This window comes from Psychromicrobium silvestre (assembly GCF_013408295.1).
In the GTDB taxonomy this organism is placed as follows: Bacteria; Actinomycetota; Actinomycetes; order Actinomycetales; family Micrococcaceae; genus Renibacterium; species Renibacterium silvestre.
The window spans coordinates 1633351-1658012 of sequence record NZ_JACBYQ010000001.1 but is presented as its reverse complement, the minus strand read 5'-3'; the positions used below and the strand labels follow the sequence as shown (position 1 = coordinate 1658012).

The 24662-nt window shown below is 60.0% G+C and carries 26 protein-coding genes and 2 tRNA genes; 15 read left to right on the top strand and 13 right to left on the bottom strand.

What is annotated here, in order from left to right:
* The first annotated feature begins 154 nt into the window (after window positions 1-154).
* The 4 genes from FHU41_RS07870 to FHU41_RS07855 all read left to right on the top strand — a co-directional run bounded on the left by FHU41_RS07870 (window position 155) and on the right by FHU41_RS07855 (window position 2861).
* Window positions 155-226, top strand: a tRNA-Thr gene (locus FHU41_RS07870).
* 64 nt (window positions 227-290) lie between these two features.
* Window positions 291-364 (top strand) — tRNA-Met (locus FHU41_RS07865).
* Between the two features lie 219 nt (window positions 365-583).
* Window positions 584-2524 carry a ricin-type beta-trefoil lectin domain protein gene (locus FHU41_RS07860; RefSeq protein WP_179389003.1) on the top strand — a complete coding sequence of 647 codons (1941 nt, stop codon included), beginning with the start codon at window positions 584-586 and terminating at the stop codon, window positions 2522-2524.
* Window positions 2525-2699: 175 nt separating this feature from the next.
* Window positions 2700-2861 carry a hypothetical protein gene (locus tag FHU41_RS07855; RefSeq protein WP_179389002.1) on the top strand — a complete coding sequence of 54 codons (162 nt, stop codon included), beginning with the start codon at window positions 2700-2702 and terminating at the stop codon, window positions 2859-2861.
* A 2-nt stretch (window positions 2862-2863) separates the two neighbouring features.
* Here the strand turns inward: FHU41_RS07855 and FHU41_RS07850 are convergent, their stop codons facing one another.
* Window positions 2864-3907: a nucleoside hydrolase gene (locus tag FHU41_RS07850; protein ID WP_179389001.1), complete on the bottom strand. Its 1044-nt coding sequence runs from the start codon at window positions 3905-3907 to the stop codon at window positions 2864-2866.
* Window positions 3908-3971: 64 nt separating this feature from the next.
* A complete protein-coding gene (locus FHU41_RS07845; RefSeq protein WP_246279453.1) occupies window positions 3972-4358 on the bottom strand; it encodes a glyoxalase superfamily protein in 387 nt (128 codons plus the stop codon).
* A gap of 177 nt (window positions 4359-4535) precedes the next feature.
* Here FHU41_RS07845 and FHU41_RS07840 point away from each other — a divergent pair, with 177 nt between their 5' ends.
* The 3 genes from FHU41_RS07840 (at window position 4536) to FHU41_RS07830 (ending at window position 6708) form a co-directional block, all read left to right on the top strand.
* Window positions 4536-5435, top strand: a complete 900-nt coding sequence (locus FHU41_RS07840) for an HpcH/HpaI aldolase/citrate lyase family protein (RefSeq protein ID WP_179389000.1) — start codon at window positions 4536-4538, stop codon at window positions 5433-5435.
* Window positions 5435-6364: a DUF2797 domain-containing protein gene (locus FHU41_RS07835; protein WP_179388999.1), complete on the top strand. Its 930-nt coding sequence runs from the start codon at window positions 5435-5437 to the stop codon at window positions 6362-6364. The genes FHU41_RS07840 and FHU41_RS07835 overlap by 1 nt, the downstream gene beginning before the upstream one ends.
* Before the next feature lie 86 nt (window positions 6365-6450).
* Window positions 6451-6708: a DUF3188 domain-containing protein gene (locus tag FHU41_RS07830; protein ID WP_179388998.1), complete on the top strand. Its 258-nt coding sequence runs from the start codon at window positions 6451-6453 to the stop codon at window positions 6706-6708.
* 18 nt (window positions 6709-6726) lie between these two features.
* On the opposite strand, the gene FHU41_RS07825 is transcribed toward FHU41_RS07830, so the two are convergent.
* Entirely contained in the window at window positions 6727-8253 is a 1527-nt protein-coding gene (locus FHU41_RS07825; RefSeq protein WP_343046275.1) for an MFS transporter, read from the bottom strand.
* 144 nt (window positions 8254-8397) lie between these two features.
* Between FHU41_RS07825 and FHU41_RS07820 the strand changes: the two genes are divergently transcribed.
* From FHU41_RS07820 to FHU41_RS07800, 5 genes are all read left to right on the top strand, one after another.
* Window positions 8398-8961 (top strand): TetR/AcrR family transcriptional regulator, encoded by a 564-nt coding sequence (locus FHU41_RS07820; RefSeq protein ID WP_179388997.1) that lies wholly within the window; start codon window positions 8398-8400, stop codon window positions 8959-8961.
* A 149-nt stretch (window positions 8962-9110) separates the two neighbouring features.
* Window positions 9111-9572, top strand: coding sequence for a MaoC family dehydratase N-terminal domain-containing protein (locus FHU41_RS07815; protein ID WP_179388996.1), 462 nt, complete (start codon window positions 9111-9113; stop codon window positions 9570-9572).
* Window positions 9569-9994, top strand: a complete 426-nt coding sequence (locus tag FHU41_RS07810) for a MaoC family dehydratase (protein WP_179388995.1) — start codon at window positions 9569-9571, stop codon at window positions 9992-9994. Before FHU41_RS07815 ends, FHU41_RS07810 begins: the two co-directional genes overlap by 4 nt.
* Before the next feature lie 50 nt (window positions 9995-10044).
* On the top strand, window positions 10045-11262 hold the full coding sequence (locus FHU41_RS07805; RefSeq protein ID WP_179388994.1) for an MFS transporter: 1218 nt from the start codon (window positions 10045-10047) through the stop codon (window positions 11260-11262).
* Window positions 11263-11347: 85 nt separating this feature from the next.
* Window positions 11348-12397, top strand: a complete 1050-nt coding sequence (locus FHU41_RS07800) for a UDP-N-acetylmuramate dehydrogenase (RefSeq protein WP_179388993.1) — start codon at window positions 11348-11350, stop codon at window positions 12395-12397.
* A gap of 25 nt (window positions 12398-12422) precedes the next feature.
* Here FHU41_RS07800 and FHU41_RS07795 read toward each other — a convergent pair whose 3' ends face one another.
* From FHU41_RS07795 to FHU41_RS07770, 6 genes are read right to left on the bottom strand one after another with little or no spacing between them, the layout of a single operon-like run.
* On the bottom strand, window positions 12423-13142 hold the full coding sequence (locus tag FHU41_RS07795; protein ID WP_179388992.1) for an ABC transporter permease: 720 nt from the start codon (window positions 13140-13142) through the stop codon (window positions 12423-12425).
* Window positions 13139-14029, bottom strand: a complete 891-nt coding sequence (locus FHU41_RS07790) for an ABC transporter ATP-binding protein (protein WP_179388991.1) — start codon at window positions 14027-14029, stop codon at window positions 13139-13141. Before FHU41_RS07790 ends, FHU41_RS07795 begins: the two co-directional genes overlap by 4 nt.
* Complete coding sequence (locus FHU41_RS07785) at window positions 14026-14829, bottom strand: SagB family peptide dehydrogenase (RefSeq protein WP_179388990.1); 804 nt, start codon at window positions 14827-14829, stop codon at window positions 14026-14028. The genes FHU41_RS07790 and FHU41_RS07785 overlap by 4 nt, the downstream gene beginning before the upstream one ends.
* 12 nt (window positions 14830-14841) lie before the next feature.
* Window positions 14842-16080, bottom strand: coding sequence for a YcaO-like family protein (locus FHU41_RS07780; protein WP_246279575.1), 1239 nt, complete (start codon window positions 16078-16080; stop codon window positions 14842-14844).
* Window positions 15996-16871 (bottom strand): TOMM precursor leader peptide-binding protein, encoded by an 876-nt coding sequence (locus FHU41_RS07775; protein WP_179388988.1) that lies wholly within the window; start codon window positions 16869-16871, stop codon window positions 15996-15998. The genes FHU41_RS07780 and FHU41_RS07775 overlap by 85 nt, the downstream gene beginning before the upstream one ends.
* 5 nt (window positions 16872-16876) lie before the next feature.
* Entirely contained in the window at window positions 16877-17065 is a 189-nt protein-coding gene (locus FHU41_RS07770; protein ID WP_179388987.1) for a hypothetical protein, read from the bottom strand.
* Window positions 17066-17221: 156 nt separating this feature from the next.
* Between FHU41_RS07770 and FHU41_RS07765 the strand changes: the two genes are divergently transcribed.
* Complete coding sequence (locus FHU41_RS07765) at window positions 17222-18184, top strand: NAD(P)/FAD-dependent oxidoreductase (RefSeq protein WP_343046274.1); 963 nt, start codon at window positions 17222-17224, stop codon at window positions 18182-18184.
* A 3-nt stretch (window positions 18185-18187) separates the two neighbouring features.
* On the opposite strand, the gene FHU41_RS07760 is transcribed toward FHU41_RS07765, so the two are convergent.
* Complete coding sequence (locus FHU41_RS07760) at window positions 18188-18784, bottom strand: helix-turn-helix domain-containing protein (RefSeq protein ID WP_179388985.1); 597 nt, start codon at window positions 18782-18784, stop codon at window positions 18188-18190.
* A gap of 110 nt (window positions 18785-18894) precedes the next feature.
* Here FHU41_RS07760 and FHU41_RS07755 point away from each other — a divergent pair, with 110 nt between their 5' ends.
* Window positions 18895-19980: a fatty acid desaturase family protein gene (locus tag FHU41_RS07755; protein ID WP_179388984.1), complete on the top strand. Its 1086-nt coding sequence runs from the start codon at window positions 18895-18897 to the stop codon at window positions 19978-19980.
* 42 nt (window positions 19981-20022) lie between these two features.
* Window positions 20023-21132 (top strand): winged helix DNA-binding domain-containing protein, encoded by a 1110-nt coding sequence (locus FHU41_RS07750; RefSeq protein WP_179388983.1) that lies wholly within the window; start codon window positions 20023-20025, stop codon window positions 21130-21132.
* A 21-nt stretch (window positions 21133-21153) separates the two neighbouring features.
* Here the strand turns inward: FHU41_RS07750 and asd are convergent, their stop codons facing one another.
* From asd to FHU41_RS07735, 3 genes are all read right to left on the bottom strand, one after another.
* A complete protein-coding gene (gene asd / locus FHU41_RS07745) occupies window positions 21154-22281 on the bottom strand; it encodes an aspartate-semialdehyde dehydrogenase (RefSeq protein ID WP_179388982.1) in 1128 nt (375 codons plus the stop codon).
* 74 nt (window positions 22282-22355) lie between these two features.
* Complete coding sequence (locus tag FHU41_RS07740) at window positions 22356-22904, bottom strand: Lrp/AsnC family transcriptional regulator (protein WP_179388981.1); 549 nt, start codon at window positions 22902-22904, stop codon at window positions 22356-22358.
* Between the two features lie 42 nt (window positions 22905-22946).
* Window positions 22947-24434 (bottom strand): amino acid permease, encoded by a 1488-nt coding sequence (locus FHU41_RS07735; RefSeq protein ID WP_179388980.1) that lies wholly within the window; start codon window positions 24432-24434, stop codon window positions 22947-22949.
* Between the last annotated feature and the right edge of the window lie 228 nt (window positions 24435-24662).

Here is a 24662-nt window from a genome sequence, read left to right as displayed (position 1 = left end):
AGGCCGAGTTCGCGTTTCAGTCGCCAAATCGCCCCTAATAGCGGGCGAATCGGTGACCGAGACGCGAACTCGCGCATTTAAAGCTGGCTCGCAGCGGGCCGAAAATGAGTGCATTTCGCCTAGCCTCAAACGGCTGGTAGAGTATTCATTCGTTGCCCCCCTAGCTCAGTGGTAGAGCGCGTTCTTGGTAAGAACGAGGTCACCGGATCGATTCCGGTGGGGGGCTCGAAGTGGGTGGGCTCGTGTCAAGGCGGTTTTGGCCGGCAAAGACACGAGCCAATCCCATTTTTGGCGGTGTAGCTCAGTTGGTTAGAGCGCACGACTCATAATCGTGAGGTCGGGAGATCGAGTCTCCCCACCGCTACAGCTAAAGCCCCGGAAATCCGGGGCTTTTCTGCTTTCTGAGAGCTCTGCTTGTTGAACACTATCGCCATGACGGTAGCCGATTGAGTCTCTTCGCCTTTTGTGGCCTCAGGCAATGAGAACCCCCTGCGAAATCTGGTAGTTGAGTCTCACACATTCGGCTAGAATCTCGTTGGGTCAGCAACGCTGACGAGTATTTTCACCCGGAAGGTGTCTGATCATGCCCTTTTCACGCATAGGCCAATTACGAATTCCCACCCTGATTTTTGCCCTGATAGTGCCCGCGCTTCTCGCAATGGCGGTGATGACCGCCCCTGGGGCTGCCGCTGCGGCTGTTAGTGGCAATATCGTCAATAGTTCTTCGGGGCTGTGCCTGGCACCCCAAGGCGGTGCCGCCTATGCGGGAGCTGCCCTGACGGTCGCCAGCTGTAACAACACTGCGTCTGAACAATTCCGTGCCGCCGGTAGCAACCTGATCGGGAGCGGGGCCGCCGGTCAAACGACCGGCCTGTGCATCAGCGTGTCCGGCGTGAAAACAGGTAGCCCTGTCACCCTCGCGTCGTGTACTAGCACCGCCTCGCAGATGTGGGTTCTGCAGAGTAACGGATCTTTTGTTGGCCTAGCATCCGGGCTGTGTTTGGCGGTTAAGGGTGGTGCGGCTACCGCTGGTGCTCCGATGGTGATCACCACCTGCAACGGGAAGCAGGGACAGGCGTGGAATACCGCAGGTACCGGCATCATCGTCGGAATCGATACGAGCACTGGCACGAGCCCAGGAACAGGAACAGGAACCGGCACGGGCACTGGCGCCTCGACGGCAGCTTCAGGCACACTGGTCAACACCGCCTCGGCTTTGTGCCTGTCGTCGGCCCGGATCGGGGCGCTCTCCGGCACACCGCTGCTTCTCAACACCTGCATCAGCGGAAATAGCGACCAGCAATTCGTTTCGGGCACCAGTAACACCTTGCTGAATAACGGACTTTGTCTCAGTGTTCTGACTAGCGGAACTTATAACCTTCAGCTTCTCACCTGCGGGAGCAGTGCGAATCAGGGCTGGAGCACCTCGAGTAATGGCACTATCGTGAACGCTCAGACGGGGCTCTGCTTGACGGTTAACGGCACGGCTGAACTCGGTGTAGTCGTGAGTCGTCAGAGCTGTACCGGATCGGCTAGCCAGGTTTGGACAGCTGGCGCCGGAACGGTCCCGGGTACGGGTTCAGATACTGGAACGGGTACGATTCCCACCCTGGGTTGCGCTGGTCCTACCACCGGTACCGGGGCAAGCACCGGTGGGATCGCGACCCCGGCAGGTTACTCCGCCAGTAATCTTGTCTTCAACGACAATTTCAGCGAGAGCATCACCAATAATTGGAATTTCGGTTTGACCGACGCCGCTACTTCGTCCAACGGTTACATTGCGTGGAACCAGTCCGGCTCGCTGCCTTGCGTTGGATCGGGTGCGACCAGCCCCTTTGACGCTGAATACCATATGCCGTCGCAGATCAGCCAAACCAGCACAGGTAATGCCTACAACAACTTCTCCACCGGTGGGAACGGTTTGTCGATGACCGCTCAATACGCGCCACGGACGGTTAATGGCACGTCTTACACTTGGCAATCCGGATCAGTGAACACGTACGGTAAGCACGCCTTTGGTGGCTTTGGCACCGAAATCAACATGATTGTGCGGGCCAAGATGGCATGCGCGGTGGTCAACGGGCAGCTCACTCCTAATGGGGCGTGGAACAGTATTTGGATGCTGCCCGCCACGCTCGGGTTCGGCGGTCAAGAGATCGATCTGCAGGAAGGTGGGTTCACCGCTGGCTCGGCTAACCCTGCGAATGTGATCCAGCAGAATGTGCACTATGCGGACAGCACTGGAAAGTCGATGATCCAAGACACCGGCGTCAATCTGTGCAGCGGCTATCACAACTATCAGATGGATTGGAACTCGGCAACGCGCACAATATCGTTCTACTTCGACGGTACCCTGACGCAAACCGTTAGTAATAGCGGAGTACCAACCGCGCCGATGTTCCTGCTGCTGAGCAATAATGTGGTGACTCCGGCGGCGAATTCCTGGCACAGCCCGGTTCAGTCCACCTCCGGGACGATGACCATGAGCGTCAGCAACGTGCAGGTCTACCAAAAACAGGGCTGACCCGCCTTCGCTCAATGGCTTAGAACCAAGGCACGGCCACTTCCGTTCGGAAGTGGCCGTGCCTTTTCCCGTTAGCCCCGGAGTTTGGTGGGACCTGGCATCATTTCCCAGCCAGAAGGTCAACTCAGTGGGGGTGGCCTCGTGGAGGTGCCATACTGGTGCCATGGCGCTTGGAATGAAACTTGAATTGACCTTTGACCCGGACTCGCTCACCCTAGGGGAGCTACGGTCCTTTGTGGCCCGAGCCGAGGCTGCAGCTGTGGCTGATACCCAAGCCGTTCAGCTGGATTTCGATGAGAACGATGAGGTATCCGGGCTGTCGATAACTATCGACTAGCTCTAGATCCCAGGTATCGTCCGGGCAAAAGCTCCGACCCGCTCGATCAGCTGCTCGAAGAACTCTTCGGGATTGGTTTGCACCGCCACCAGAGCATTGGCTTCCCGCCCCCACAGCCCATGCCAATCGGCAATAGTGGCGCCTCGGGTCAAGGTTCCGGCTAGCTCGACGTCGACGGTTGCCGGGCGCAAAACGGCCAATGAGGAATCAAGCGCGACGGCGGCGGCAAAGGGATCGTGCATATGGCTGATATAGCCCTGCTTGTGGTCGAAATGGAATTCGAAATAGAAGCGAACAGCGTCAACCAGGTGCCGCACTAAAGGGTTTGAGGTCTGTGAGCGAAGGCCGTGGGAGTCTGTTGAGCTGGGACGCTCAATCGGCGAGCTGTCTGCTGCCTCTGCCAGTCTCGCCAGATGCTCGGGAGTCATCACCACGGTCTCGGTGACGTCCAGCGGGCAGATGATGGGCTGCCGATTCGCCGGTAACCCGGAGAACGCATCGAAAACCACTTTCGCGGACTCAGGGTCCACGGCGACATTCCATTCGCTTGACGGCGTTGTGTTACCTGGATAGTTGAACGCGCCGCCCATCACCACAATTCGTTTCAGCAGTTGGGGTAATTCTGGTTCGAGCTTCACCGCGAGGGCCAGGTTCGTCAGTGGCCCGGTCACCAGTCCGGTGATCTCGCCGGGTCGTTCCCGGGCTAAGTCGATCCAGAGTTGGGCGGCGTGCCGGGGGGAAAGCTCGGCACGAGGCTCGGGTAATTCGGCATAGCCGATGCCCTGCGGGCCGTGAGTTTCCTCGGTTGTCCTGAGGGGAGTGAGCAGCGGCACCTCGGCGCCTAGGGCCACCTCGATGCCGCTGCGTCCGCACAATTCCAGCCAGGCAAGGTTATTGGCTGCCACCTGACGGGCTGGCACGTTGCCGGCGGTGCAACTTATCCCCAGGATCTCTGCTTCCTCGCTAGCCAGTAAATAAATCAAGGCAAGAGAGTCGTCGATTCCAGTATCGACGTCCATCAGAATCGGGATCTTGGGAGTGCTCATGCCTTAGTTCTAGCAGGACTTTGCCGCCAAAGTCGCCTCACGTGATTTCGTCAGGTGGCGCAGTTCAGCTTTGCGCCTGCTTCGCCGCGGCATAATCGGGCAGCTCCTGCAAGGCCCAGCTATTGCCGTCGGGGTCAGAGAAGTAGATGAACCGGCCCCAATCCATATCGATGATCTCGCTGGTTTCCACCCCGCGGCTACGCAGATCGACAAGGGTCTCCTCCGCACTCTCGATCACCATCATTACGCCCTTCTGCGTACCGGGAGCCATCTCGACAATGCCTTCACCCAGCACAATCGAACAGGCTGAGCCTGGCGGAGTGAGTTGTACAAAACGGATTTTCTCATCGACCCGCGCATCGTGATCGGCGTTGAAGCCGACCTTCTCGACGTAGAACGCCTTCGCCCGGTCAACATCGGTGACCGGAATCGGTACAACTTCGAGTTTCATTGTCAGAGCCATGGGAGTGCTGCCTTTCCTTAGGGTTAGTAACTGAGTTGATAAATCCAGCCTAAACACCCTTCAGGTCAGTTTTTGACCTAAAGAAAATATTCTCAAAAAAACTTGAAACTGGTCATCTTCGCGCCTCAAATCGCGCCCGGCAGCTCCTCGCGCTACGGTAGATACATGCCTTCCGACGCCTACGGTGACACCGGTTTGTCCAGTCAAACTAGTCCACTGACCTCCCCACTGCCCCGTATTCGCAATGTTCCCGCCGAGATCGCGCGTTCCTGGCTGCTGGTTCCGGCCACCCAGCCCGAGACCTTCGATGCGGCCATCACCTCCCGTGCGGACGCCGTCGTGCTCGATATTGAGGATGCGGTAGATCCCTCACATAAGTCTTCCGCGCGCTCTGACGTTCTGCAATGGCTCCGGGGCGGCGGCCGCGCCTGGGTGCGGATTAACGATGTGAGCAGTGACTTCTGGGCCGATGACGTTGCCGAGTTGCGTAATACCCCCGGTTTGCTGGGAGTTATGCTCGCGAAAACGGAAAGCGCCGAGCAGGTCAAGGAGACCTACCACCGGCTGGACGGCAAGACCCGGGTGCTGGCTCTGGTGGAGTCCGCGGTGGGCATCGAAGAAGCCAATAACATCGCTCGTGCGGAGGGTGCCTTTAGGCTGGCCTTCGGTTCCGGCGATTTCCGCCGCGATACCGGCATGTCCGCCGATCGGGAGGCGATGGCCTACCCGCGCGCCAAGCTCGTCGTCGCCAGCCGGGTCGGTAATTTGCCCGGCCCGATCGATGGCCCCACGGTGGGCACCAATCACCCGGTGCTGCGCGAACAGTCCGCCGTCACCGTCTCGATGGGGATGACCGGCAAGCTTTGCCTGCAAGCCGATCAGGCAACCGTGATCAACGAAGTAATCTCCCCGGCACCATCCGATGTCGCTTGGGCCACCGATTTCATGGCTGACTTCGACGCTCGGGGCGGCGTGATTCGGGATGGTTCGGATCTGCCTCGTTTGGGTCGTGCTCAGAAGATTATGAAACTCGCGGTGGCTTTCGGCGTCCAGCCGTCCGTCTAATGCTGGTCCGTGGCGTCGATTGGTCCACCGGCCAGCCACGCCTGGCCTATCAACAGGTGCTCAGCCAAAATGTGGTCGGCCAAAATGTGGTCAGCCAGGATACGGTCGACGGCGCGCTGCCGCTGACTCTCGGTAGCACGCTTGGCTTCAAGGTACTGGACGGCAGGCGGCATTGCCTGGGCTTCTCCACGGTACCGGGCCCGACGTCGGCCTTCCATACTCGCTGTCCGAGCGGCGCTTTGGCGGAACGAGGCTATCAATGCGGTCCCTGCTTTGCTCGGGACGACTTCCGGTACATGCACGACTTTCATCGCGGTGGGACCGCTCCGGAAGGGCTGCGGGCGTATCTAGCCCAACCGCATTGGCTCTACATCGCGAGCTTTGCCAATGGTGCCAGCAAGGTCGGTACGGCCTCCCAACTGCGTAAAACCGTGCGGCTGGCGGAACAGGGGGCGGTGACCGCGCAGTACGTGGCCGAAGCCGAGGACGGCAGGATCGTTCGGATGCTTGAAGACTCGGTGAGCGAAGGGCTCGGCTTACCGCAGCAGGTGCGTTCCGCGACGAAACTGAGCTCCTTGACCCAGCCCTGGTCCTTGGTAGCTATTCAAGAGACCAATCAGGCGACGGCGAGCCGGGTGCGGGAGCATCTGAACGCCGTCGGGCTGCCGGGTTTCAGCGTTGTCGAAGAACTCTGGCAACCTTCCCCCTTGGCAGCGGGCCTGACTAGCTCCGCGCAACGCGAGCCCTATCCCTTGACTCTGGACGGTGGCGAACACGGGCTTCCGCTCAACGCCATGCTCGGCCCCTTTGCGGTGGCCGAACTGGAGGGCACAGATTTCGTGCTGAACCTCGGCGAACTCAAGGGCAAACTGATTGAGCTGGGGGAGTTCCATTCCGAGCTTCCGGCTCGGCAGACCTCTTTGTTTTAGCTTGTTCTAGCTAGCCCGCAGGGGCTGTCAATCCCCGGCGAAGCCCGCCTTCGGTGCGGGCTCGGCTAGGCCGATAGACTGGAGCCGTGCTCAATGAATTCTGGCAAAGCTCCGGCCTGGCCTATCGGGTCATCGTCTTCTCGGCGATGGCTGCCCTCGCTATTGGCCTGGTGCTGACCATCATCGGTGCGAATATTGGCAACTCCGGCGTGATGTGGACGGGGATGCCCTTCCTGGGGCTCGGCATGCTGTTACATGTGATCGGCATCGGGGTGCGTGGTCGCGCGGTAAGCCGCAGGCTCAAGGACGCACACGCCAAACAGAGCCAAACCGGTTCAAACTAAACCGGCTCGTTCTCCGACCTAGGCGGCTTTCGCCTTACGAAGCATGAACACCGAAAGAATTGCCGCCCCAAGCATCAGCACACAGCCGACTACCGCGATGACCACGGCGCCCTGATCAAAGGCTGCCATAGCAGAATCGCGCAAAGCCACCGCAGCGTCGGCATTCAGGGAGCCGGCCACCTCAAGAGCGCCACCCAGCGTGCCACTGGCCTTTTCTGTCGCTTCCGAGCCGAGGCCAGCGGGTAACTCCAGATGACTCCGGTACACCCCCGCCAGAATGGAACCGAGGATCGCGGTGCCGAGTACCGAGCCCAACTCATAAGCCGTTTCGGAAATTGCCGAGGCGGCTCCCGCCTTCTCGACCGGAGCCGAGCCGAGGATCAGATCGTTGGAGATCGTCTCTGCGGCGCCGATGCCCGCGCCGAGAACGGCAAAGGCAATCAGCAGTGCACCCACCGGCGGCGGGTTGAAGCTCACAATGAGGGCGTAGCCGACGGCGTTGAGCAGCAAGCCGCCGGTGACCAGCCAGACCGGTTTAATCCGTCGCGCCATCGGCACCACGAGCAGACCCATCAGAATCGTCACCGCGAGGCCCGGTAGCAAGGCCAGGCCGGCCTGTGGCGGAGTCAATCCGGCCACCAGTTGTAAGTGCTGAGAGATGAAGAACAGGAACCCTACGAGCGAGAACACACTGAGCAGATTGGCCAGCACGGCTCCGGTGAAGACGGGGTTCTTGAAGAGCTGCACCTCCAACATAGGGTTCTCGCGACGGAGCTGACGGCGGATGAAGAGCCAAGCGCTCAGCAGTCCGACGGCGGCGGGCAGCGCCGAACTCCAGCCCAGTCCCTCGGTGGCAAAGGACTTAATCCCAAAGACTAGCGGGACCATGGCCGCGAAGGAGAGCAGGATGCTCAAGGGGTCGATCGGGCTGGGCCGAGGATCGCGGGATTCGGTAATGAAGATTGGGCCGAAGACGAGCAGCGGAATGAGTACCGGCACGGCCAGTAGGAACACCGAGCCCCACCAGAAATGCTCCAGTAGGAAGCCTCCGACAATGGGGCCAAGAGCGGCGCCGCCAGAGAAGCCGGCAGCCCAGACTGCAATGGCCACTCGGCGCTGCCGCGGGTCAAGGAAGATGTTGCGGATCAAGGACAGCGTGGAAGGCATCAGCATGGCACCGAAGAAGCCCAGCAGGGCGCGGGCTGCGATCAGGGTGGCGGCGTTAGGGGCGAATGCGGCCAGTACCGACACCAAAGTGAAGCCTGCCCCACCGATCAGGAGCAGCCGCCGTCGTCCCACCCGATCGGCAAAGGAGCCCATCGAAACCAGAAGCCCGGCCAGCACGAGCGGGTAGACATCGACGATCCAGAGCAACTCAGGTGCTGAGGGGGAGAGGCTGGTGGAGATTTCTGGGATGGCGAAGGAGAGCACGGTGTTGTCCACGGCGACCAGCAAGACCGGCAACATCAGTACGGCCAGGGCAAGCCAGCCGCGCGCGGTGGCTCGTGGGCTCTTGATGAGGTGGGTGGTGACGGTGCTGGACACGGGGATTCTCCTGGTTGATATTGAAGATAACTATACCGTCCAGACGGTACACTTATCAAGTTGAGTGTGGAGATCTGCAGCTCAAACGATGCTCAAAAGGTGTAGATCTCCACACTCGATGAGGGAAACCGGGAGAATAGGACCATGGCAAGGACATCTTCGGCTCGGGACAGAATCCTGCGGGCCTTCGAAAATATGCTGCTCAACGACGGCGAGCGAGCGGCCACCCTCGACGCGGTGGCCGCCGCTGCCGGGGTATCTAAGGGCGGTCTGCTTTACCATTTTGGCAGTCGGGAAGCCCTTGCAGAGGGGCTGATCGAACGGCTGAAGGAACTGGCGGAGCTCGACTTGACTGAGATGGCTCAAGCTCCCGAAGGGCCAGCCAAATACTATATTCGGACCTCAGGCCAGACGGATTCCGAGTTGGACCGGGTAATTGTCGCGGCTTTGCGTTTGGCTCAGGGCCAAGAGGAGCATGTGCGCTCGGTATTTGCTGGCATCCAGCTTCGTTGGTTCGAGCTCATTTGCGAGGAGATTGGCGATCCCACCATCGCGCAGACCATCATCCTGATTGGCGACGGGATGTATTACAACGCCTCCTTGCATGGCCAAGGTTTAGGTGTCGCGGATACGGCTTATCCACAGGGCTTGGAATCGCTGCAAGGCGTCATCGAAGCCTTGAAGCTACTCGCGCAAGCTAAATCGTAATAGCGCCTATCTTCCTCCCCGTCTTCACGAGTTCAGTCGGGGCCCCTCGGAGTGGGCCCCAACGCCCGAGGGACCCGGAACGAGGTACGAGTTTTGGGAGGGCGTAGGGATAGGCTTAGGGAAAACGTTTTAGTTGCCTAAGGAGAGCCATGTCCGTCAATCCTGATCTGCTGGGCCGGGTGTATCCCGCCGCAGCGGTGTACGACGTTGGCCGGGAGAAGATCCGTGAGTTTGCGCAGGCGGTAAAAGCCAGCCATCCGGCTCATTTTGACGTCGAGGCCGCCCGTGCGCTTGGCTATCCTGATCTGTTGGCTCCGCCCACTTTCGCGATCATTGTCGCGCAGCGTGCCGATGCTCTACTCATTCAAGATCAGGACTCCGGCATCGACTTTTCCCGCGTGGTGCACGCCGAGCAGCGCTTCACCCATCACCGGCCGATTGTCGCCGGAGATGCTTTACAAGCTGAACTTCACGTCGATGCGATACGAGCCATGGGCGGCGGCGCGATGATCACCACCCGAGCCGAAATCACCACCGCGGATGGGCAGGCGGTCGCCACTACGACCTCCGCCATTCTGGTCAGGGGCCAAGAGAATGAGGGCGAGAAATGAGCAGCGACCTTGCCACGCTGAGCGTCGGAGAGCAGATCGGTAGCCGCAGCATTGAGGTAAGCCGGGCAGACCTGGTGCGTTATGCGGGTGCCTCAGGTGACTTTAACCCGATCCACTGGAACGAACGGTTCGCCCGTGAGGTTGAACTTCCCGGGGTTATTGCCCACGGCATGTTCACCATGGGTTCCGCCGTGCAACTGGTCTCCGACTGGCTGGACGATCCGGGCGCGGTGATTGATTATCAGACCCGTTTCACCAAGCCCGTACCGGTACCGGACAGCGAGACCGGAGCGGTGATTGAGGTGATCGGCACGGTCGGTGCTCTTGATCCGGAAGCGAAGACCGCTCGCATCGATCTGACTGTGACCGCCGAAGGCCAGAAGGTGCTGGTTAAGGCACAAGCGCTTGTTCGTCTGAAGTGAGAACGGGCTCGCTCAGCCCAGTCCAACTGAATCGATGGCGCAATGGCGTCATGCTGGCTTATTTCATGTCCGGTATTGGGGCTGCCTCCTGGGTGGGGCGGATTCCTGCCATCCGCGACGGGCTTTCGCTCACTCCCGCCACCATCGGCGGGCTGCTGCTGTGCATGAGTCTGGGGTCCTTTGCCTCGGTGTCCCTCTCCGGGCTGGTGGTTGCCAGGCTTGGTGCCCGTCGCTCCACGGTGGTGGGCTCCTTGGTGATGTCGCTGGGGCTGATTGTGACCGGTTTGGGGGTCACGGTATTCGCTGCCCCGGTGGTCGCAGGCATCGGCCTGGCCACTATCGGCATCGGGGTATCACCCTGGAATACGGCCTCAAATGTGGAGGGCGCGGCGCTGGAACGTGCGCTAGAACGTCACATTATGCCCAGACTGCATGGTTCGTTCAGCGCCGGAACGGTGATTGGCGCGGCGCTCAGCGCGCTCGCCGCAGGCCTCGGACTGCCGGTGCTCTGGCATCTGTCCGTGGCCGCCGTCCTCGTCGCGGTACTGGTTTGGATCGCTTCCCGGAGCTTCCAGTCCGATTTCGTTCACTTGCCACAGGCTTCCACCGAACGCAAGATCGAAATGACTCGCGATCCGATCACCGGCCCAATTCCCGTGGTTCAGCCGGGTCAGAAACTCGACGCTAAAAGCCAGGTTGCCGCAGCTTGGCGCGAACCTAGAACCCTGCTGATCGGGGTGTTGGTGTTGGGCTTAGCCTTGGCCGAAGGAGCTGCCGGGGACTGGGTGCCCCTTGCGCTGGCGGATGGCTACGGCCTCGATAATGCCTTGGGTGCGGTGGGTTATGGGGTCTTCGTGACGGCCATGACCATTGGCCGCTTCTGCGGAACCGTCGTGCTGGACCGCTGGGGCCGAGTCATTGTGTTGAGGGTCTGCTCCGCCACCGCTGCCCTGGGATTGTTGCTCTTCGTTTTTGCGCCGACGCCCTGGCTAGCCTTTGCGGCCCTGGTGGTCTGGGGCCTGGGCTCCTCACTGGGTTTCCCGGTGGGCATGTCCGCGGTGGCTGCGGACGATCCGGTGCGCGCTGCCGCTCGGGTGTCCGTGGTGTCCACCATCGGCTATGGGGCATTCCTCTGCGGACCGCCCTTGCTGGGTCTGTTGGGTGAACACATCGGAATTCTGCACTCCCTGCTAGCCGTGCTGGTTCTCATTGTGGTCAGCTTTGTGCTGGCACCGGTGACTAGGAAACAGGAACCGATAGCTTCGTAGCTCGGGCCCCTCGGAGGATAACGCTTATCCTCCTCCCCAAACCTCGCGAGCTCGGCTCGGGTCCCTGGGCGATAAGCTTGGACCCATGAGATTGGCAGATTTGACCACTTCGGCGGTGGGTGGCGAGGCTAAAGAATTTCTTCGTGCCGAGTCGGAATCCGAACTGATCGAGGCGGTACGTTCCATCGATGCCGCTGGGGAGAAGCTGCTGATTGTCGGCGGTGGCTCCAATCTGCTGGTTGCCGATGAGGGCTTCGACGGTACGGTATTGCAGATCGCCAGCCAGGGCTACCAGCTCAGCTCGGAGGATAGCTGTGGTGGTGCCTCCGTGGTGGTCCAGGCCGGGCAGAACTGGGACGAATTGGTCCACGAAACGGTGCGGCACGCCTGGAGCGGTCTGGAAGCACTCTCGGGCATCCCGGGCTCAACCGGTGCGACTCCCGTGCAGAATGTGGGTGCCTACGGCGCAGATGTTTCGCAGACCATAGCCGCGATCAGGGTCTGGGACCGCCAACTGAGCAAAGTAACCACGATGACCAATTCGGAGATTGGTTTCGGCTATCGGGACTCGGCTCTTAAACGAGCGACGACGGCGGGCTCGCCCCGCTACGTGGTACTCACCGTTGAGTTTCAATTGGCTTTGGGTCGAATGAGCGCCCCAATCCGCTACGCAGAATTGGCCTCCCGCTTGGGTGTGTCCATTGGTGAGCGTGCCTATGCCCTTGACGTTCGTCGGGCCGTGTTGGAGTTGCGCTCGGCAAAGGGGATGGTGCTTGATTCCCAAGACCGGGACAGCTATTCGACCGGATCTTTTTTCACCAATCCGATTGTCGCTCCCTCGGTGGCTGAAACCCTGCCGGAGACCGCACCACGTTATCCGGTGGAGGGAAGCCAAGAAGTGAAGCTCAGCGCTGCCTGGCTGATCTCGCACTCGGGGTTCCAAAAGGGCTTCGGGCTGGAGCTAAGCGGTGGGCGGGCTAGCCTGTCCACCAAGCATTCGCTGGCTGTGACCAACAGAGGTGAGGCACGCGCCGAAGACCTGCTCGCCGTCGCCCGTGCCGTCCGTGCCGGGGTAGCCGAGCGGTTTGGCATCGTGCTGCACCCGGAGCCGTTACTGATTGGCTGCGAGCTCTGAACCGCAACGGGTGGGCTCCCCGAACTCAGCGATACTGGGTCTGCTCTACCCGGCGGTAGCCCAATACTGCGGCTGTTCCGCAGAGCAGGAAGTAGATCCCCAGCACTAACAGGGCCCTCCAGGGCACCGATCCGGCCAGCGCCCCGGCGATCAGATCGGTCCATGCCCCGGTGGGGCTGAAATCGTGCAGAACTTGCAAGGCTCCCAAATCCACCGGCCCGAACAGTCCACCGACAAAGGACAAGGGGAAGTACAGCAGGCTGGTGATCGGAGTGGCTCCTCTCACCGGCAGCCAGTAACCCAGAGCCAAGCCCAGCGCACCGTGGACCACACCGCCGATCAAAAGCGCTGCTGCTCCCATCCCCAAACCTGCCGGGCTGATCGACAGCAATGCTCCATTGAATAAACCGATGGCCAAGAGCGGGAGCGCGAAGAGGACGGCGAACACCAAGCCGGTGAGCAATTGCGAGCCTATTCGGAGCCTGGAACTGGCAGGCAGGGTTAGAAGATAGAGATTCCAAGGATCATTCCGGTTCGCCGCGATACCCACGCCGAATTGGAACATCATGGTGCCCATAATGGCGAAGGCCAGATAGCTGAACAGCGAGATTCCCGCGAGCGGTCCGCTACGTGCCCCGGCCATCAGATAGAAAACCGCGGGAAGAGCCACCAGCGGCAGGAAGAAGGACGGCAATCGGAGCAGCTCCAGGAACTGAATCCGTACGTATTCCACCAGGTATTTCATTGCCCGGCCTCCTTCTTCAACAAGTTGCTCACCGCGTCCTCAAGGGATGACTGGGAGATCTGCAGTCGTGGCTGGGGGATTAGTTCCACAATGAGCTTGCTAGCCGGATCGGGCTGTTTGGTGATCAATCGGTAGCGTCCGGCTCCGAGTTCCTGCAAGGTGCCTAACGTCGCTAGCTCGGTGGGCGGCGCTGCCGGGGATTCAAAGCTGAGGTAAGAGATGTCCAAGGTGTCCCTGATCTCCGCGATGCTGCCGGTGGCTAGTTTGCGGCCATCCTGCATCAGGGTGACGGTATCGGCGGTGGCCTCAATCTCGGCGTAGTCATGTGAGGCCATGATCACGCAGCGGCCTTGTTCTTGTTGCTCCAGGAGTAAGTGACGCACCGCTGCCCGCCCGTCAATATCCAGGCCCGCGAGCGGCTCGTCCAGGATGAGCACGGGTGCGTTCGACATGATGGCGGCGGCGATTCCGAGCCTCCGCAGCTGACCTCCGGAGAGACTGCCACACTGCTTGGGGAGGATTCCCGCAAGGTCTAATTTCGTCTCCAATTCGGCGAAGTCAAGCGGATCCGGGTAGTGCACGGCAATAAAGCGAAGAACCTCGACCACCTTGAGTGTTGGCGGGAAGGACAGTGACTGAGGCACGCAACCTAGTGATCTGGCTTGTTTGCCGCCTCGGCTGACGCGCTGACCGAGCAGCTGAACCTCTCCCGAACTGGCCGATCGGATGCCGGTCAGAATGTTCAGCGCAGTGGTCTTCCCGGCGCCATTTGGCCCTAAAAGGCAGTGCACTCCCGGGCCAAGGTCTAGGGAAAAGTCCAATAATGCGGGCTTGCCTGCGTATTCTTTGCTCACCCGCTGCCAACTAACCATTGCGTTGCCGCTCATGCGCGCCTGCCTTCGAGGTAATCCGGTTGGCCGAAGGCCACGCTATAAAGCACCGATTGCTCCACTCCGTCGAGGCAGAGCAAATCATCCACGTTCTGATCGATGAACCCACCCACCGGGCAACTGGCTAGTCCATACTCCTGCGCGCACATAATCATCGCTTGGGCCAGGTGCCCGGTTTCAATGAGCGCAAAACGATAGGAACGTTGCCCGTACTTGATCCGGAGGCGAGCCATCGAGGCCACGAAGAAAACGTGGAAGGCAGAGTTCTCGGCGAGGTTCTGGAAGACCAAGGTCTCTTGCAGGAAGGCTCGCGGATCCTCTCGCAGTGGCAGTCGGTTTACGACGGCGGCAAAGGGGTCTAGCGAATAGATCCCCGGCGGCAGTCCCTGCACCGAATTGACGCAAAGGTAGATATCGATGGGATAGAGTCCGCCTGCCGAAGGTGTGCCGCGCCCGTAGCTTTCCGTCACGCAGGCCGACTCCCGGAGGATGGTGCTGAAAATTTGGGTGCTCACTAGCGCTGCCGAAAATGACTGCGCGGAGTGCCTGGCACGCAGCACCTCGGAGACCCTAGAGCCCCAACTGGATGATTTGAGCTCATAACGCTCCGTGCCGGGATAGCTAGCGCTAGGCACCCCGAAACTTGCCAACGCCTCCGGGTCATTGACCAACTCATGTGCATACATCGCGGAGGAAGATGCGCTGACCCATCTGCTCAGTTTTGAGGCCAGGTGATAGTTCTCCGCTGGATCGTCCAGCTTTGCCCAAGGTAGGACTTTCTCGGGTAAGGTGCTCACGATGCTCCTTGTTTAGGGGAATGGATGGGGAGTGGTGTGTAGGGCACCGGGATGCTGGCGCAGGTGCGGTTCGTCGACGTCCAAGGTCGCTGCCTGTGGACTCAGTGCGCGAATGACATGCCAGCCCTGAGCCGCCACATCCCGGGAGCGGACGTCGGCCAGCCAGATGTCCCAGCCCGCACGCTCGGCCGCTTCGAGGGTCTCGGCTAGGCCATACCCGCCATCGGCAATGAAATCCGCCTCGCTCACCGCCGGACCTGAATCCAGGAAGGAGTTGGTGTTGCGATTGGCGGCTTGGGCATGGAAGGCAATGTGATCCTCCAGGTCATTGATCGCGGAGATATCCGGCGTTTCCTCTCGCATCCGATGAGCCCAGTTGTGAGTGTGCACGGACTCAATGAAGGCAGCCGTCATAGCAGCCCGAATATCCGCTTTTGCCGAGCAACCGACGGCTAAGCCCACGGAGGCCGAGCGTGCGCAGGAGAGCACTACCGGAACGCCGCCTACTCCTTCGAATCGAACCAGGGTGATGGTGACGCCAAGAAGTTCCAGCTGCCGGCAGATGCCCCTGAGTTCAGCCGAAAAGTGGGTGGGGACATTCTCCGGCAAGCTCAGGCAGACGCCACTGCGCCGGCCATACCAAGCGCACATAAAGGCATCTCGCTCGATCAGTTCGAAGATGGCTGCCCGGGCGGCCATGCCGTAGTTCCTCCCTGCGGCTAAACCGCTGGAGGTGATGGTGCACCACTGCCGTTCGCTGCTGGGATTGAGGTGTACCAGATCCGCTGGTACCGCCACCGGCCGGTGATCTAAGGCTCCAAATGCACGGGTATAGGGGAGGCGTTCCAGCGACTCCGGTGGGACATAGGGGAATTCGCTGCTGCTGTACTGCTCCGAGGTGAATTGTTGGAATTCCTTCGCCGGGATTTTTTCGGATGCCGGGAATTTGATATTGCTGGTGGGCAAGATGCCAGCTGAATAGCGTTCGATGAACTCTCCGCAGGCGGATCCAAAAAGCTGCTCCGCCCCTAATCCGAAGCCTGTGGAGGACTGGCTGGGTAGATTCGCACCAACGAAGCTTGGCAAACGAGGGCCGTGCACCACCAGAGCAGGTGCATTAATCCACCCCGGACGCACCCGGATCGGTTGGACCGCCGGAATCAGTCCTAGATCGGGGCCGATAATGCCGCTGCGGAGTGGGTTGGGGCGAGCCATGGATAGCTGGTCGACAACTTCCCGCTCTTGGAACATGTGGGGCACCGGGGAACACTCCAAACTCTTGAGCTGTACATGGTGAGGGAGATGGGATCGAAGACCGTGCAGGCGCCAATTAGCTCGCCCAATTGCTGCGAGAAGGCACCCTGAGCCAATCTCAGGGCGAGGTTGACTCCTAGGGCCAGATCGGCGTCGGTGAACCCTCCGGCGGAGATGCCCTGATGAAAGCGCAGGTATTCATCCGGCCAATCGGTCATCGCGGCCTTCCGAGCCATCAGGCATTCGAAGCAAGCCGTCAGACCGGGCACTACCGCTGGCCCAATAATGAGTTTTCCGCCGTCGAAGGGAAGCACCGGAAGATGGCAGGTCTCTGTAGCCCAGAGCTGCCTGCACCGTTCTATCATTTCCGGGACGCCGGAGCGGATAACTATGGTCGGAGTTCGCTGCTCGCCTGGAGTAAGGCTCAGTCCGTTAGAGCTTCCGAGGGTGTGTGGCAGGCGGGACTCGAGTTCGACCGGAATGTCTAAGTAGAAGGTGTCAGTTCCCGCTGAAGCAGCGAGGCCAATGAGCTGGCCGATCAGGCCAGATGGCCTACTGAGTATGCCAGCGGAATGCAGCGCTGCCAGGAGACGCCCGGGCCGGTCGAGGCCCGGGACGCCTCCCGCCACCTCCTCAACGGTGCGAGGGCTCTGTAGGAAGCCGAAAAGCGCCTTTGCTAGATCTTGATTCTCGCGGAATCTCACGATGGATTTACCGCAGACCAAGACGTAGGAATCCTCGAAATCCGCTTGGCGTACTCCCGGCGCGAGAGCGTAGGTGGCGTCCATGGTGATTACGGACGGGTGGGCTGCTGCGGACGACCGGTGCATGACGAGGACAACGTCACGGTGGTGTTGTTGTCCATGGTGGCTGGGGTAACAAGTGCGCCACTGATTTCGAAGTCGAGCTCCTTCAAGACTTCGGGCATGACCTTTCCAGGCATTGTTTCGATCGCTTCGGGCAAGGCGGTTGAGCTACTCATGGTTCTCCTCTTTCCTAACGTGGTTGTTCCCGGTCAGGACCGGGAGCCTTCGAGCTCGAAGGCTTGCCTCAGAGCGTAAATAAGTAGCCGAGTCTTTGTCAATCACTAATATACATATTGTGGATAATTAACTGATTTGCCGAAGTAGCAAATTATTTGCTGAATTGCGGAAAGCGATTGCATGCTGGGGAGATGGATAACGCATCTCATATCGATGTCATCGTTGTTGGCGGGGGTCTAGCCGGGTTGAGTGCTGCCTTGGTGGCGGCCCGAATGCGCTTGCGAGTTGTTGTGGTGGATGCGGGCAAGCCCCGTAACGCCGTTGCGGCGCATTCGCAGGGCTACTTGACCAGGGATGGGGCAAGCCCCGCCGAGCTGCTGAGGCTGGCCCAGGAAGAAGTCGCCGCTTATGGTGTGGAACTGTTGCACGATGAGGTTCTGGTAGCCACCAAGACCTCCGGAGAATTTCAGTTAGAGCTCGCCAGTGGAGGCTCACTGCAAGCCGGCCAACTTGTGGTGGCCACCGGAGTTAAGGATGAGCTTCCCGAGCTTCCGGGTCTTGCCGAACTCTGGGGGCGGGATGCCTTGGTCTGTCCCTTCTGCCATGGCTGGGAGGCGAGAGACCTGCGCACGGTGTTCTGGGCCACCAGCGGGATAGATCTTCACCGGGCAGCGTTGGTGAGCAGGCTGACCGGGCAATTGACCGTCGTCGGCTCTCAACAATTGATAGCCGAGAATGCGGCCGCGCTGGAGCAGCTAGTTCAACGTGGGGTCGCCCTGCAAGAGGGCGAGGTGGCCGCGCTGGAGTCCGACGGCGACTCCGCGGGCGTGCCACGGCTCCGCGGTGTGCGGTTGGCTGATGGTCGGGTTCTCCCTGCCCAAGCCTTCTATTTCCTGAGCAGAATGCAGCCACACGATGAGATTTTGCGCAGCCTGGGCGCAGCCATGGGGGAGACGCCCTTCGGGCCGTTTGTGAGGGTTGATCAGAGCGGACAGACCGGTGTACCGGGGCTGTGGGCAGCCGGGAACGTGACCGATCCGGGTGCGCAATTGGTACACGCCGCCGCTCAGGGTTACCGGGTGGGAGCCAGCCTAGCCGCGACGATAGCGCTGGGCTGAAACTCAGCGGCCGCGGGGTCGGGCACGCACGTGCAGGCGTTCGCCCTGTGGACCGAAGAGGGTTAGATATTCCACCGCGGATTCCTCTGCGCGGCCGATCCAGTGCGGGGTATGGGTGTCGAATTCGGCAACTTCGCCGGTTTTGAGTACCAGATCATGTTCGCCGAGTAAGAGGCGTAGCTTTCCGGAGAGTACGTAGAGCCATTCATAGCCCTCGTGGCTGACCGGTTCGGCGGGTTCTTCCCGCGGGCCAGCCGGAATCAGAACCTGATAGGCCTGGATCCCTCCGGCTTGTCGGCTCAGCGGAAGCATCCTTCGGCCGTTTACCTCGATAGCCTGTGGCCTGATCCTTGGATCTCCGACCTTGCCGTCGCCAACCAGCTCGTCCAGACTCACACCGTGAACCCGGGCAAGCTTGAGCAGCAACTCCAGGGTGGGCTTGCGTTGTCCCGATTCCAGGCGGGATAGCGTGCTCACCGAGATGCCGGTTTCCGCAGAGAGTTCGTTGAGGGTTTTCTTCGCCCGGCTGCGGGCCATCTTGAGCCGAATAGCGGCCCCGGCGAGCAGATCTTGCTCCGAAGCAGGGTGATTGTCCGGCATCTTCACACCCTACCGCGGTAGGGGGCAGGAACGGTTCCTCCGGGGGATGCTTCGGCTGAAATGTGTTGCCTAGCCTGAAAGTGTTCAGGATCTTCAGCGGGAGGCGTCAAATGTCCACGGCAGCAGTAGACCGGGGCTCACGCCCAGTCAGGAACCAACAGGCAGTCGAGTTCATCGAGCTGGCTGAGCAAGTGCGAGATGCAGGCCTGATGAGACGAGACATCGGTTGGTACGTAGGCCGGATGATCCGCTTAGGACTGGGCTTTATCGCTACTGGGGTGATGTTTTGGTACTTTGGAGAGTCTTGGTGGCAGCTTTTGACAGCTGTCGTCTTCAGTTTTTTCTGCGCGCAGGCAGGATTCCTAGCGCACGACGCCGCGCATCGGCAGATCTTCGCCTCCGCTAAGGCCAATGAATGGACCGGACGAGTGGTTGGTAATCTCTTCGTCGGTCTGAGCTACGGCTGGTGGATGTACAAGCATGGCAAACATCACGCCAACCCCAATAAGATCGATTCCGACCCGGACATTTCCGCGGGCACCGTGGTCTTTGATCCGGATGATGCCTTGAAGCGAAAAGGATTTCCGCGCTGGTTCGCGGCGCATCAAGGGTATTTTTTCTTCCCGCTCTTGACCTTAGTGGGCCTAGGCCTGCACGTTGATGCGGTCAAGCGAGTTTTCAGCTTCCGCGAAACTGTGCCGCAGCGGCGCTGGGAGATTGGCTTCCTCGTGGTGCGGCTGCTCGGGGTCTTCGTGGCCGCGATGCTGGTCTGCGGCCCGGGGATCGGCCTAGCCTTCATGGGAGTGCATTTAGCAACCTTTGGCCTCTATATGGGCGGCTCCTTTGCACCGAACCATAAGGGTATGCCGCTGGTGCCCAAGAACGTCAAAATCGATTTCCTCCGCCGGCAGACCCTGATGAGCCGCAATATTTCCGGCGGCTGGCTAGTGGACGCCGGGATGGGCGGATTGAATTATCAGATTGAACACCACCTTTTTCCAACTATGTCCTCACGTAATCTGCGCAGAGCCCAACCGATCGTTCGTGCCTTCTGTGCAGAGCGCGGTATCAAGTACACCGAAACCAAGCTCTGGCCCTCCTACCTCATTGTGATGCGTTATTTGAACCGGGTTGGCTTAGGTCAACGGGATCCTTTCGAGTGCCCGGTGACGGCGCAATTGCGTAGCGCGCGCTAAGGGCAGCTCGGTACCGTCGGTGCTGAATGGTTCAATGGTGGCATGAAAGTCACCAGCACCACCCTGGCCCGTCTTCGGCTGCTGAGCCAGCGACTTATTGGTGCCCAGAATCTCAGCACTCAGGCCCCCGGTGATTCATCGAGTTCAAAGACGGTCGACAACCCGGTGGAGCTAGCGCGCTGGATGCTGGCCATGCAGGGGCAGGACCTACCGGGGGTGCTTCTCTCGCTGGGTTTGCGAATGCGCAAACCCGCGCTTTGGGCGGTGCGGCAGGCTTTCGATACCGGAGCGCTGGTGCGCTCCTGGCCGATGCGCGGAACCTTACACGTCTGCGCCCCGGAGGATCTGGGCTGGATTCTCTCCCTGACCGGAGAGAGAATCATTACCTCAATGACTACCCGACACCGAGAATTGAGTATCACCTCCTCGGATTTGGCTGAAGCTCGCGATATTGCGATTGCCGCCACCGGCTCCAGCGGATTGAGTCGGGAGGAACTCCTGGCACGGTTTTCGGCGCAGGGGCAGTCCGTGGAGGGACAGCGAGGAATACACCTTCTTGGCTCCCTGTGCATGCAAGGACACCTGGTGCAGGGCCCACTGCGCGGTAATAAACAGCTTTTTGTGGCCTCCGCCGAGTGGATTCGCAGCCCACGCACCTTGTCCAGGGAAGAAGCCCTGGCCGAGTTCGTGCTGCGGTATTTCCGCTCACACGGCCCCGCGACCCTCAGCGATTTCTGTTGGTGGACCAAACTTCCGCTGAAGGACGCCAGGCTGGGCTTGGCCGCGGTGCGGGGAGAGCTCGCCGTAGTGGAGTCTGGTGGCCAGGAGTATTTCCTGAACCCCGTGCTGCTGGATGCACCGGTAGCGGGCGCTCGCAGTGTTTTGCTGCTGCCGGGCTTTGACGAACTTCTACTGGGTTACGCCGATCGCTCGGCTGCGCTTGAGGCGGAGTATGCGCCGCGGATCGTCCCGGGTAATAACGGCGTGTTCATGCCCACCATCGTTCACGGCGGCAAGGTGGTCGGTACCTGGCGGAAGCCGCCGAAGGCGAGTGCCGACGTCGAACTTCTTCCCTTCCGGGAGTTGAGTCCAGCGGTACATCGCTCGGCAGAACTGGCGGGTGAGCGCTATCGACGATTCCTAGAGCGCTGAGGTCCGGCTTGGATGCTTAGCTCAGAGTGCGCCGATGGCGATATTCACCATTCGACGTAGCGGTTCTGCCGCACCCCAGAGCAGCTGGTCACCGATGGTGAAGGCGCTAATGTATTCCGGGCCCATCTCCAGCTTGCGAATCCGCCCCACCGGGATGGACAGGGTGCCGGAGGTTGCCACCGGAGTTAGCGCCTTGAGGGTGGCATCCTTGGTGTTCGGCACCACGGTGGCCCATTCGTTATCCGCAGCAAGCAAGCCCTCGATCTCCGCCACGGAAAGATCCTCACGCAATTTGATGGTGAGAGCTTGGGAGTGAGTGCGCATGGCACCAATCCGGACGCATAACCCGTCCATGACAACTCGTTCGGCATCGGAAAGACCCAGGATCTTATTGGTCTCCGCGTCGTTCTTCCATTCCTCTTTAGACTGACCGTTACCCAGATCAGCATCAATCCATGGAATCAGTGAGCCAGCCAGGGTGGCGCCGAACTGGGTGCTATCAACGCTATTTTGGGCGGCCAGTACCCCGCGATCGATCTCCAGGATGGCCGACGCCGGATCGGCGAGTTCGCTGGCGACCGCACCGTGGATCTCGCCGAACTGAGAAAGCAGCTCACGCATATGCTTGGCTCCTCCCCCCGAGGCTGCCTGGTAGGTCATCGAGGTGGCCCAATCGACGAGCCCGTTGCGGAATAGGCCGCCCAAGCCCATCAGCATGCAGGAAACGGTGCAGTTCCCGCCGATGAAGTCTTTTACCCCGGAGGCTAGCCCGGCATCGATGACGTCTCGGTTCACCGGGTCCAGCACGATGATGGAGCTCTCCGCCATCCGCAGCGTCGAAGCTGCATCGATCCATAGCCCGTCCCAGCCACGGGCGCGCAACTGCGGGTGGACGGCTGCCGTGTAGTCCCCGCCCTGGGCGGTCACGATCATCGGCAGAGCGGCCAGGGCTTCCAGGTCGTAGGCGTCAAGGAGTACGCCGGTCTCGCCCTCGCTGAGTTTAGGGGCGGGGGCGCCGCTATTCGAGGTGGAGAAGAACGTCGGCTCGATCCGGGCGAAATCGCCCTCCTGTTGCATTCGCTGCAGCAGCACGGAACCAACCATGCCCCGCCAACCGACGAAACCTACCCTGTGCAAGGAAGAATTCATCTCTCCATCGTACGGGGGTGCTCGGTGCACGAAGAACTAGATGACGGTCCCTCAAAGCTTGAAGTCAATACCGGTCAACCGTTCGGATTCTTCTTTCCTTTGATCGCCTCAATGCGTCGTTCGGCAACGTCGTTGACTTCCTGAAGATAGATAGCCATCTGGGTTTCGGTGGTCTCAACACCTTCGATGATCCATAACTCTTCGGCCAGGACACGGCGGAGATCATCAAACCCCGCGGTGCGCAGTTTCACCAGGAAATCGCGCCCGCCGGTGACGATCGAGATTTCCTCGACGCTTGGCAACTCGAGAAGCGCCCCGAAGACTAGGTTTCGGTCGACTCCAGATTTGACGCTTAGCGAAATGTAGCTGCAAGTTGAGTAGCCAAGAGTTGACCAATCAATGTCCAGACTGAATTTTCGGATCACCCCTTTAGCGGAGAGTCTGCTGATGCGCTCGGATACCGCGGGGGAAGACAGCCCAACGTGCTGCGCGAGGCTTTTAAGGCTCGACCGGCTGTCCTCCGCGAGCGCTCTGAGGAGCTCCAGATCGACCGCATCGACGTCCACCGGCTCGGTTTTTCCGTTAAACCGGGCTGCCAGCCCTTGAAGGGGTCTCTCGCTCATGTTTCTCCGTACTGTTCTAGCTCGGAAGGGGTGACACCCAGTTTAGCTTGCTTGTTTTTCCTCGGTACCAACGCCTTCGGCGATCGCGAAGATCCGCTTGCGGCTGGCGAACCAGCCCACGATGAGTAGCGGGATTCCGATCACTACGAAGGTTCCGACCGTCCAGGTTCCGGAGGGGTAGTCGAAGCACATGAGTACAAAAACTCCGAGATAAAACACCAGCGAAATATAGGCGGTTGCTGGTGCTCCGGGGAGCCGGAAGGCCGGTCGCTGGAGCAATCCAGCCTGAGCCCGTTGGCGCAGCCTGATCTGGCAGAGCAGGATCGTCACCCAGGCCGAGATAACCCCGATTGCGGCAAGATTGAGCATGATTTCGAAGGCTTGGCTAGGGATGAAGAGGTTCAGCACAACGCCCAAGATGGCGAAGACTACGGTGAGGAGAATTCCACCGTAGGGCACACCGGCACGGTTCATCTTGGCGGTAAATCGAGGCGCGGAACCAGCCAGGGACATTGATCGCAGAATTCGCCCGGTGGAGTAAAGTCCAGCGTTGAGCGAGGATAAGGCCGCGGTGAGCACCACGAAGTTCATTGCAGATCCGGCAATCTGACCAAATTGGCCATTGCCGAGGCTGGCGAAGAAGGTGACAAAGGGGCTTTGGCCGGCTTGGTAGGCGGTAAACGGTAGCAAAAGCGTGAGTAGCAGAATGGAACCCACGTAGAAGATGGCGATCCGGTAGATCACGGATCGGATGGCCTTAGGCATTGTCTTTTCCGGATTTTGCGCTTCACCGGCGGCGGTGCCGACCAACTCCGTTCCGGAGAAGGCAAAAATAACGCCCTGGATCACCAGGACTGTTGCAAGGACGCCGGCCGGAAAGATGCCGCCATTCTCCGCCCAAAGATGGATGCCCGGGGTAACGCTCTCGGTCCCTGTCCGCAGCGGCCAGGCGGCCGCAAGGACCACCGCCCCCACGATCAAGAACACGGTCAAAGTTCCCACCTTTATGAGTGCGAACCAATACTCAAGTTCACCGAATATCTTGACCGAAAGCAGATTGAGCAGGAGAACCAGCACTAGCGCGATGAGGGCCAGCGCCCACTGGGGCACAGAGGTGAAGGCAGACCAGAAGTGCGCATAGAGTGCGACGGCGGTGATATCCGCTACCGCAGCGGTCGCCCACATCAGGAAATAGAGCCATCCAGCCACGAATGCCGTGCGTTCGCCGAGGAACTCCCTGGCGTAGGAAATATAGGACCCTGAGGTTGGTCTGTGCGCGATGAGTTCGCCCAAGGCTCGAACGACGAAGAACGAGAATACGCCGCAGATGGCGAAGGCAATGAAAAGTGAAGGCCCAACGGAGGCAAGTCGCCCGCCCGAACCCATGAAGAGGCCCGAGCCGATTGCGCTTCCCAGAGCCATCATTTGAATTTGACGCGGCTTGAGCGCCTTTTTATAACCTTTTCGCTCCTCGTCGAAGGCGTTGTTTCGTTGTGCAGGCGTTACTGAGGACTGTGCTGGTGATTCCATCGTCGGACTCCTCTGAATTTTGACGAGGTGCGGACGGGGGACACCGTTTCGCCGCTCGCACTACTCCTAGCACACCGAGCGCTTGGAGGCTGATCTGGCTTCTTCTTCGTCGAAGATCACCGAGTTCAAGTCTTGGTTGACATTAAACGAAACTACCCCCTAGCCTTTGAATATTCAATGAATTACATAAAAAACTTTACGAAAATAAGTAAAATGAGGAGATGACCG

Excerpts from the sequence above, each read along its gene's own strand:
- FHU41_RS07860 (WP_179389003.1), top strand. The coding sequence starts at position 584 with ATGCCCTTTTCACGCATAGGCCAATTACGAATTCCCACCCTGATTTTT.
- FHU41_RS07855 (WP_179389002.1), top strand. The coding sequence starts at position 2,700 with ATGAAACTTGAATTGACCTTTGACCCGGACTCGCTCACCCTAGGGGAG.
- FHU41_RS07850 (WP_179389001.1), bottom strand. The coding sequence starts at position 3,907 with ATGAGCACTCCCAAGATCCCGATTCTGATGGACGTCGATACTGGAATC.
- FHU41_RS07845 (WP_246279453.1), bottom strand. The coding sequence starts at position 4,358 with ATGAAACTCGAAGTTGTACCGATTCCGGTCACCGATGTTGACCGGGCG.
- FHU41_RS07840 (WP_179389000.1), top strand. The coding sequence starts at position 4,536 with ATGCCTTCCGACGCCTACGGTGACACCGGTTTGTCCAGTCAAACTAGT.
- FHU41_RS07835 (WP_179388999.1), top strand. The coding sequence starts at position 5,435 with ATGCTGGTCCGTGGCGTCGATTGGTCCACCGGCCAGCCACGCCTGGCC.
- FHU41_RS07820 (WP_179388997.1), top strand. The coding sequence starts at position 8,398 with ATGGCAAGGACATCTTCGGCTCGGGACAGAATCCTGCGGGCCTTCGAA.
- FHU41_RS07815 (WP_179388996.1), top strand. The coding sequence starts at position 9,111 with ATGTCCGTCAATCCTGATCTGCTGGGCCGGGTGTATCCCGCCGCAGCG.
- FHU41_RS07810 (WP_179388995.1), top strand. The coding sequence starts at position 9,569 with ATGAGCAGCGACCTTGCCACGCTGAGCGTCGGAGAGCAGATCGGTAGC.
- FHU41_RS07805 (WP_179388994.1), top strand. The coding sequence starts at position 10,045 with ATGCTGGCTTATTTCATGTCCGGTATTGGGGCTGCCTCCTGGGTGGGG.
- FHU41_RS07800 (WP_179388993.1), top strand. The coding sequence starts at position 11,348 with ATGAGATTGGCAGATTTGACCACTTCGGCGGTGGGTGGCGAGGCTAAA.
- FHU41_RS07795 (WP_179388992.1), bottom strand. The coding sequence starts at position 13,142 with ATGAAATACCTGGTGGAATACGTACGGATTCAGTTCCTGGAGCTGCTC.
- FHU41_RS07790 (WP_179388991.1), bottom strand. The coding sequence starts at position 14,029 with ATGAGCGGCAACGCAATGGTTAGTTGGCAGCGGGTGAGCAAAGAATAC.
- FHU41_RS07780 (WP_246279575.1), bottom strand. The coding sequence starts at position 16,080 with ATGTTCCAAGAGCGGGAAGTTGTCGACCAGCTATCCATGGCTCGCCCC.
- FHU41_RS07775 (WP_179388988.1), bottom strand. The coding sequence starts at position 16,871 with ATGGACGCCACCTACGCTCTCGCGCCGGGAGTACGCCAAGCGGATTTC.
- FHU41_RS07770 (WP_179388987.1), bottom strand. The coding sequence starts at position 17,065 with ATGAGTAGCTCAACCGCCTTGCCCGAAGCGATCGAAACAATGCCTGGA.
- FHU41_RS07760 (WP_179388985.1), bottom strand. The coding sequence starts at position 18,784 with ATGCCGGACAATCACCCTGCTTCGGAGCAAGATCTGCTCGCCGGGGCC.
- FHU41_RS07755 (WP_179388984.1), top strand. The coding sequence starts at position 18,895 with ATGTCCACGGCAGCAGTAGACCGGGGCTCACGCCCAGTCAGGAACCAA.
- FHU41_RS07750 (WP_179388983.1), top strand. The coding sequence starts at position 20,023 with ATGAAAGTCACCAGCACCACCCTGGCCCGTCTTCGGCTGCTGAGCCAG.
- asd (WP_179388982.1), bottom strand. The coding sequence starts at position 22,281 with ATGAATTCTTCCTTGCACAGGGTAGGTTTCGTCGGTTGGCGGGGCATG.
- FHU41_RS07740 (WP_179388981.1), bottom strand. The coding sequence starts at position 22,904 with ATGAGCGAGAGACCCCTTCAAGGGCTGGCAGCCCGGTTTAACGGAAAA.
- FHU41_RS07735 (WP_179388980.1), bottom strand. The coding sequence starts at position 24,434 with ATGGAATCACCAGCACAGTCCTCAGTAACGCCTGCACAACGAAACAAC.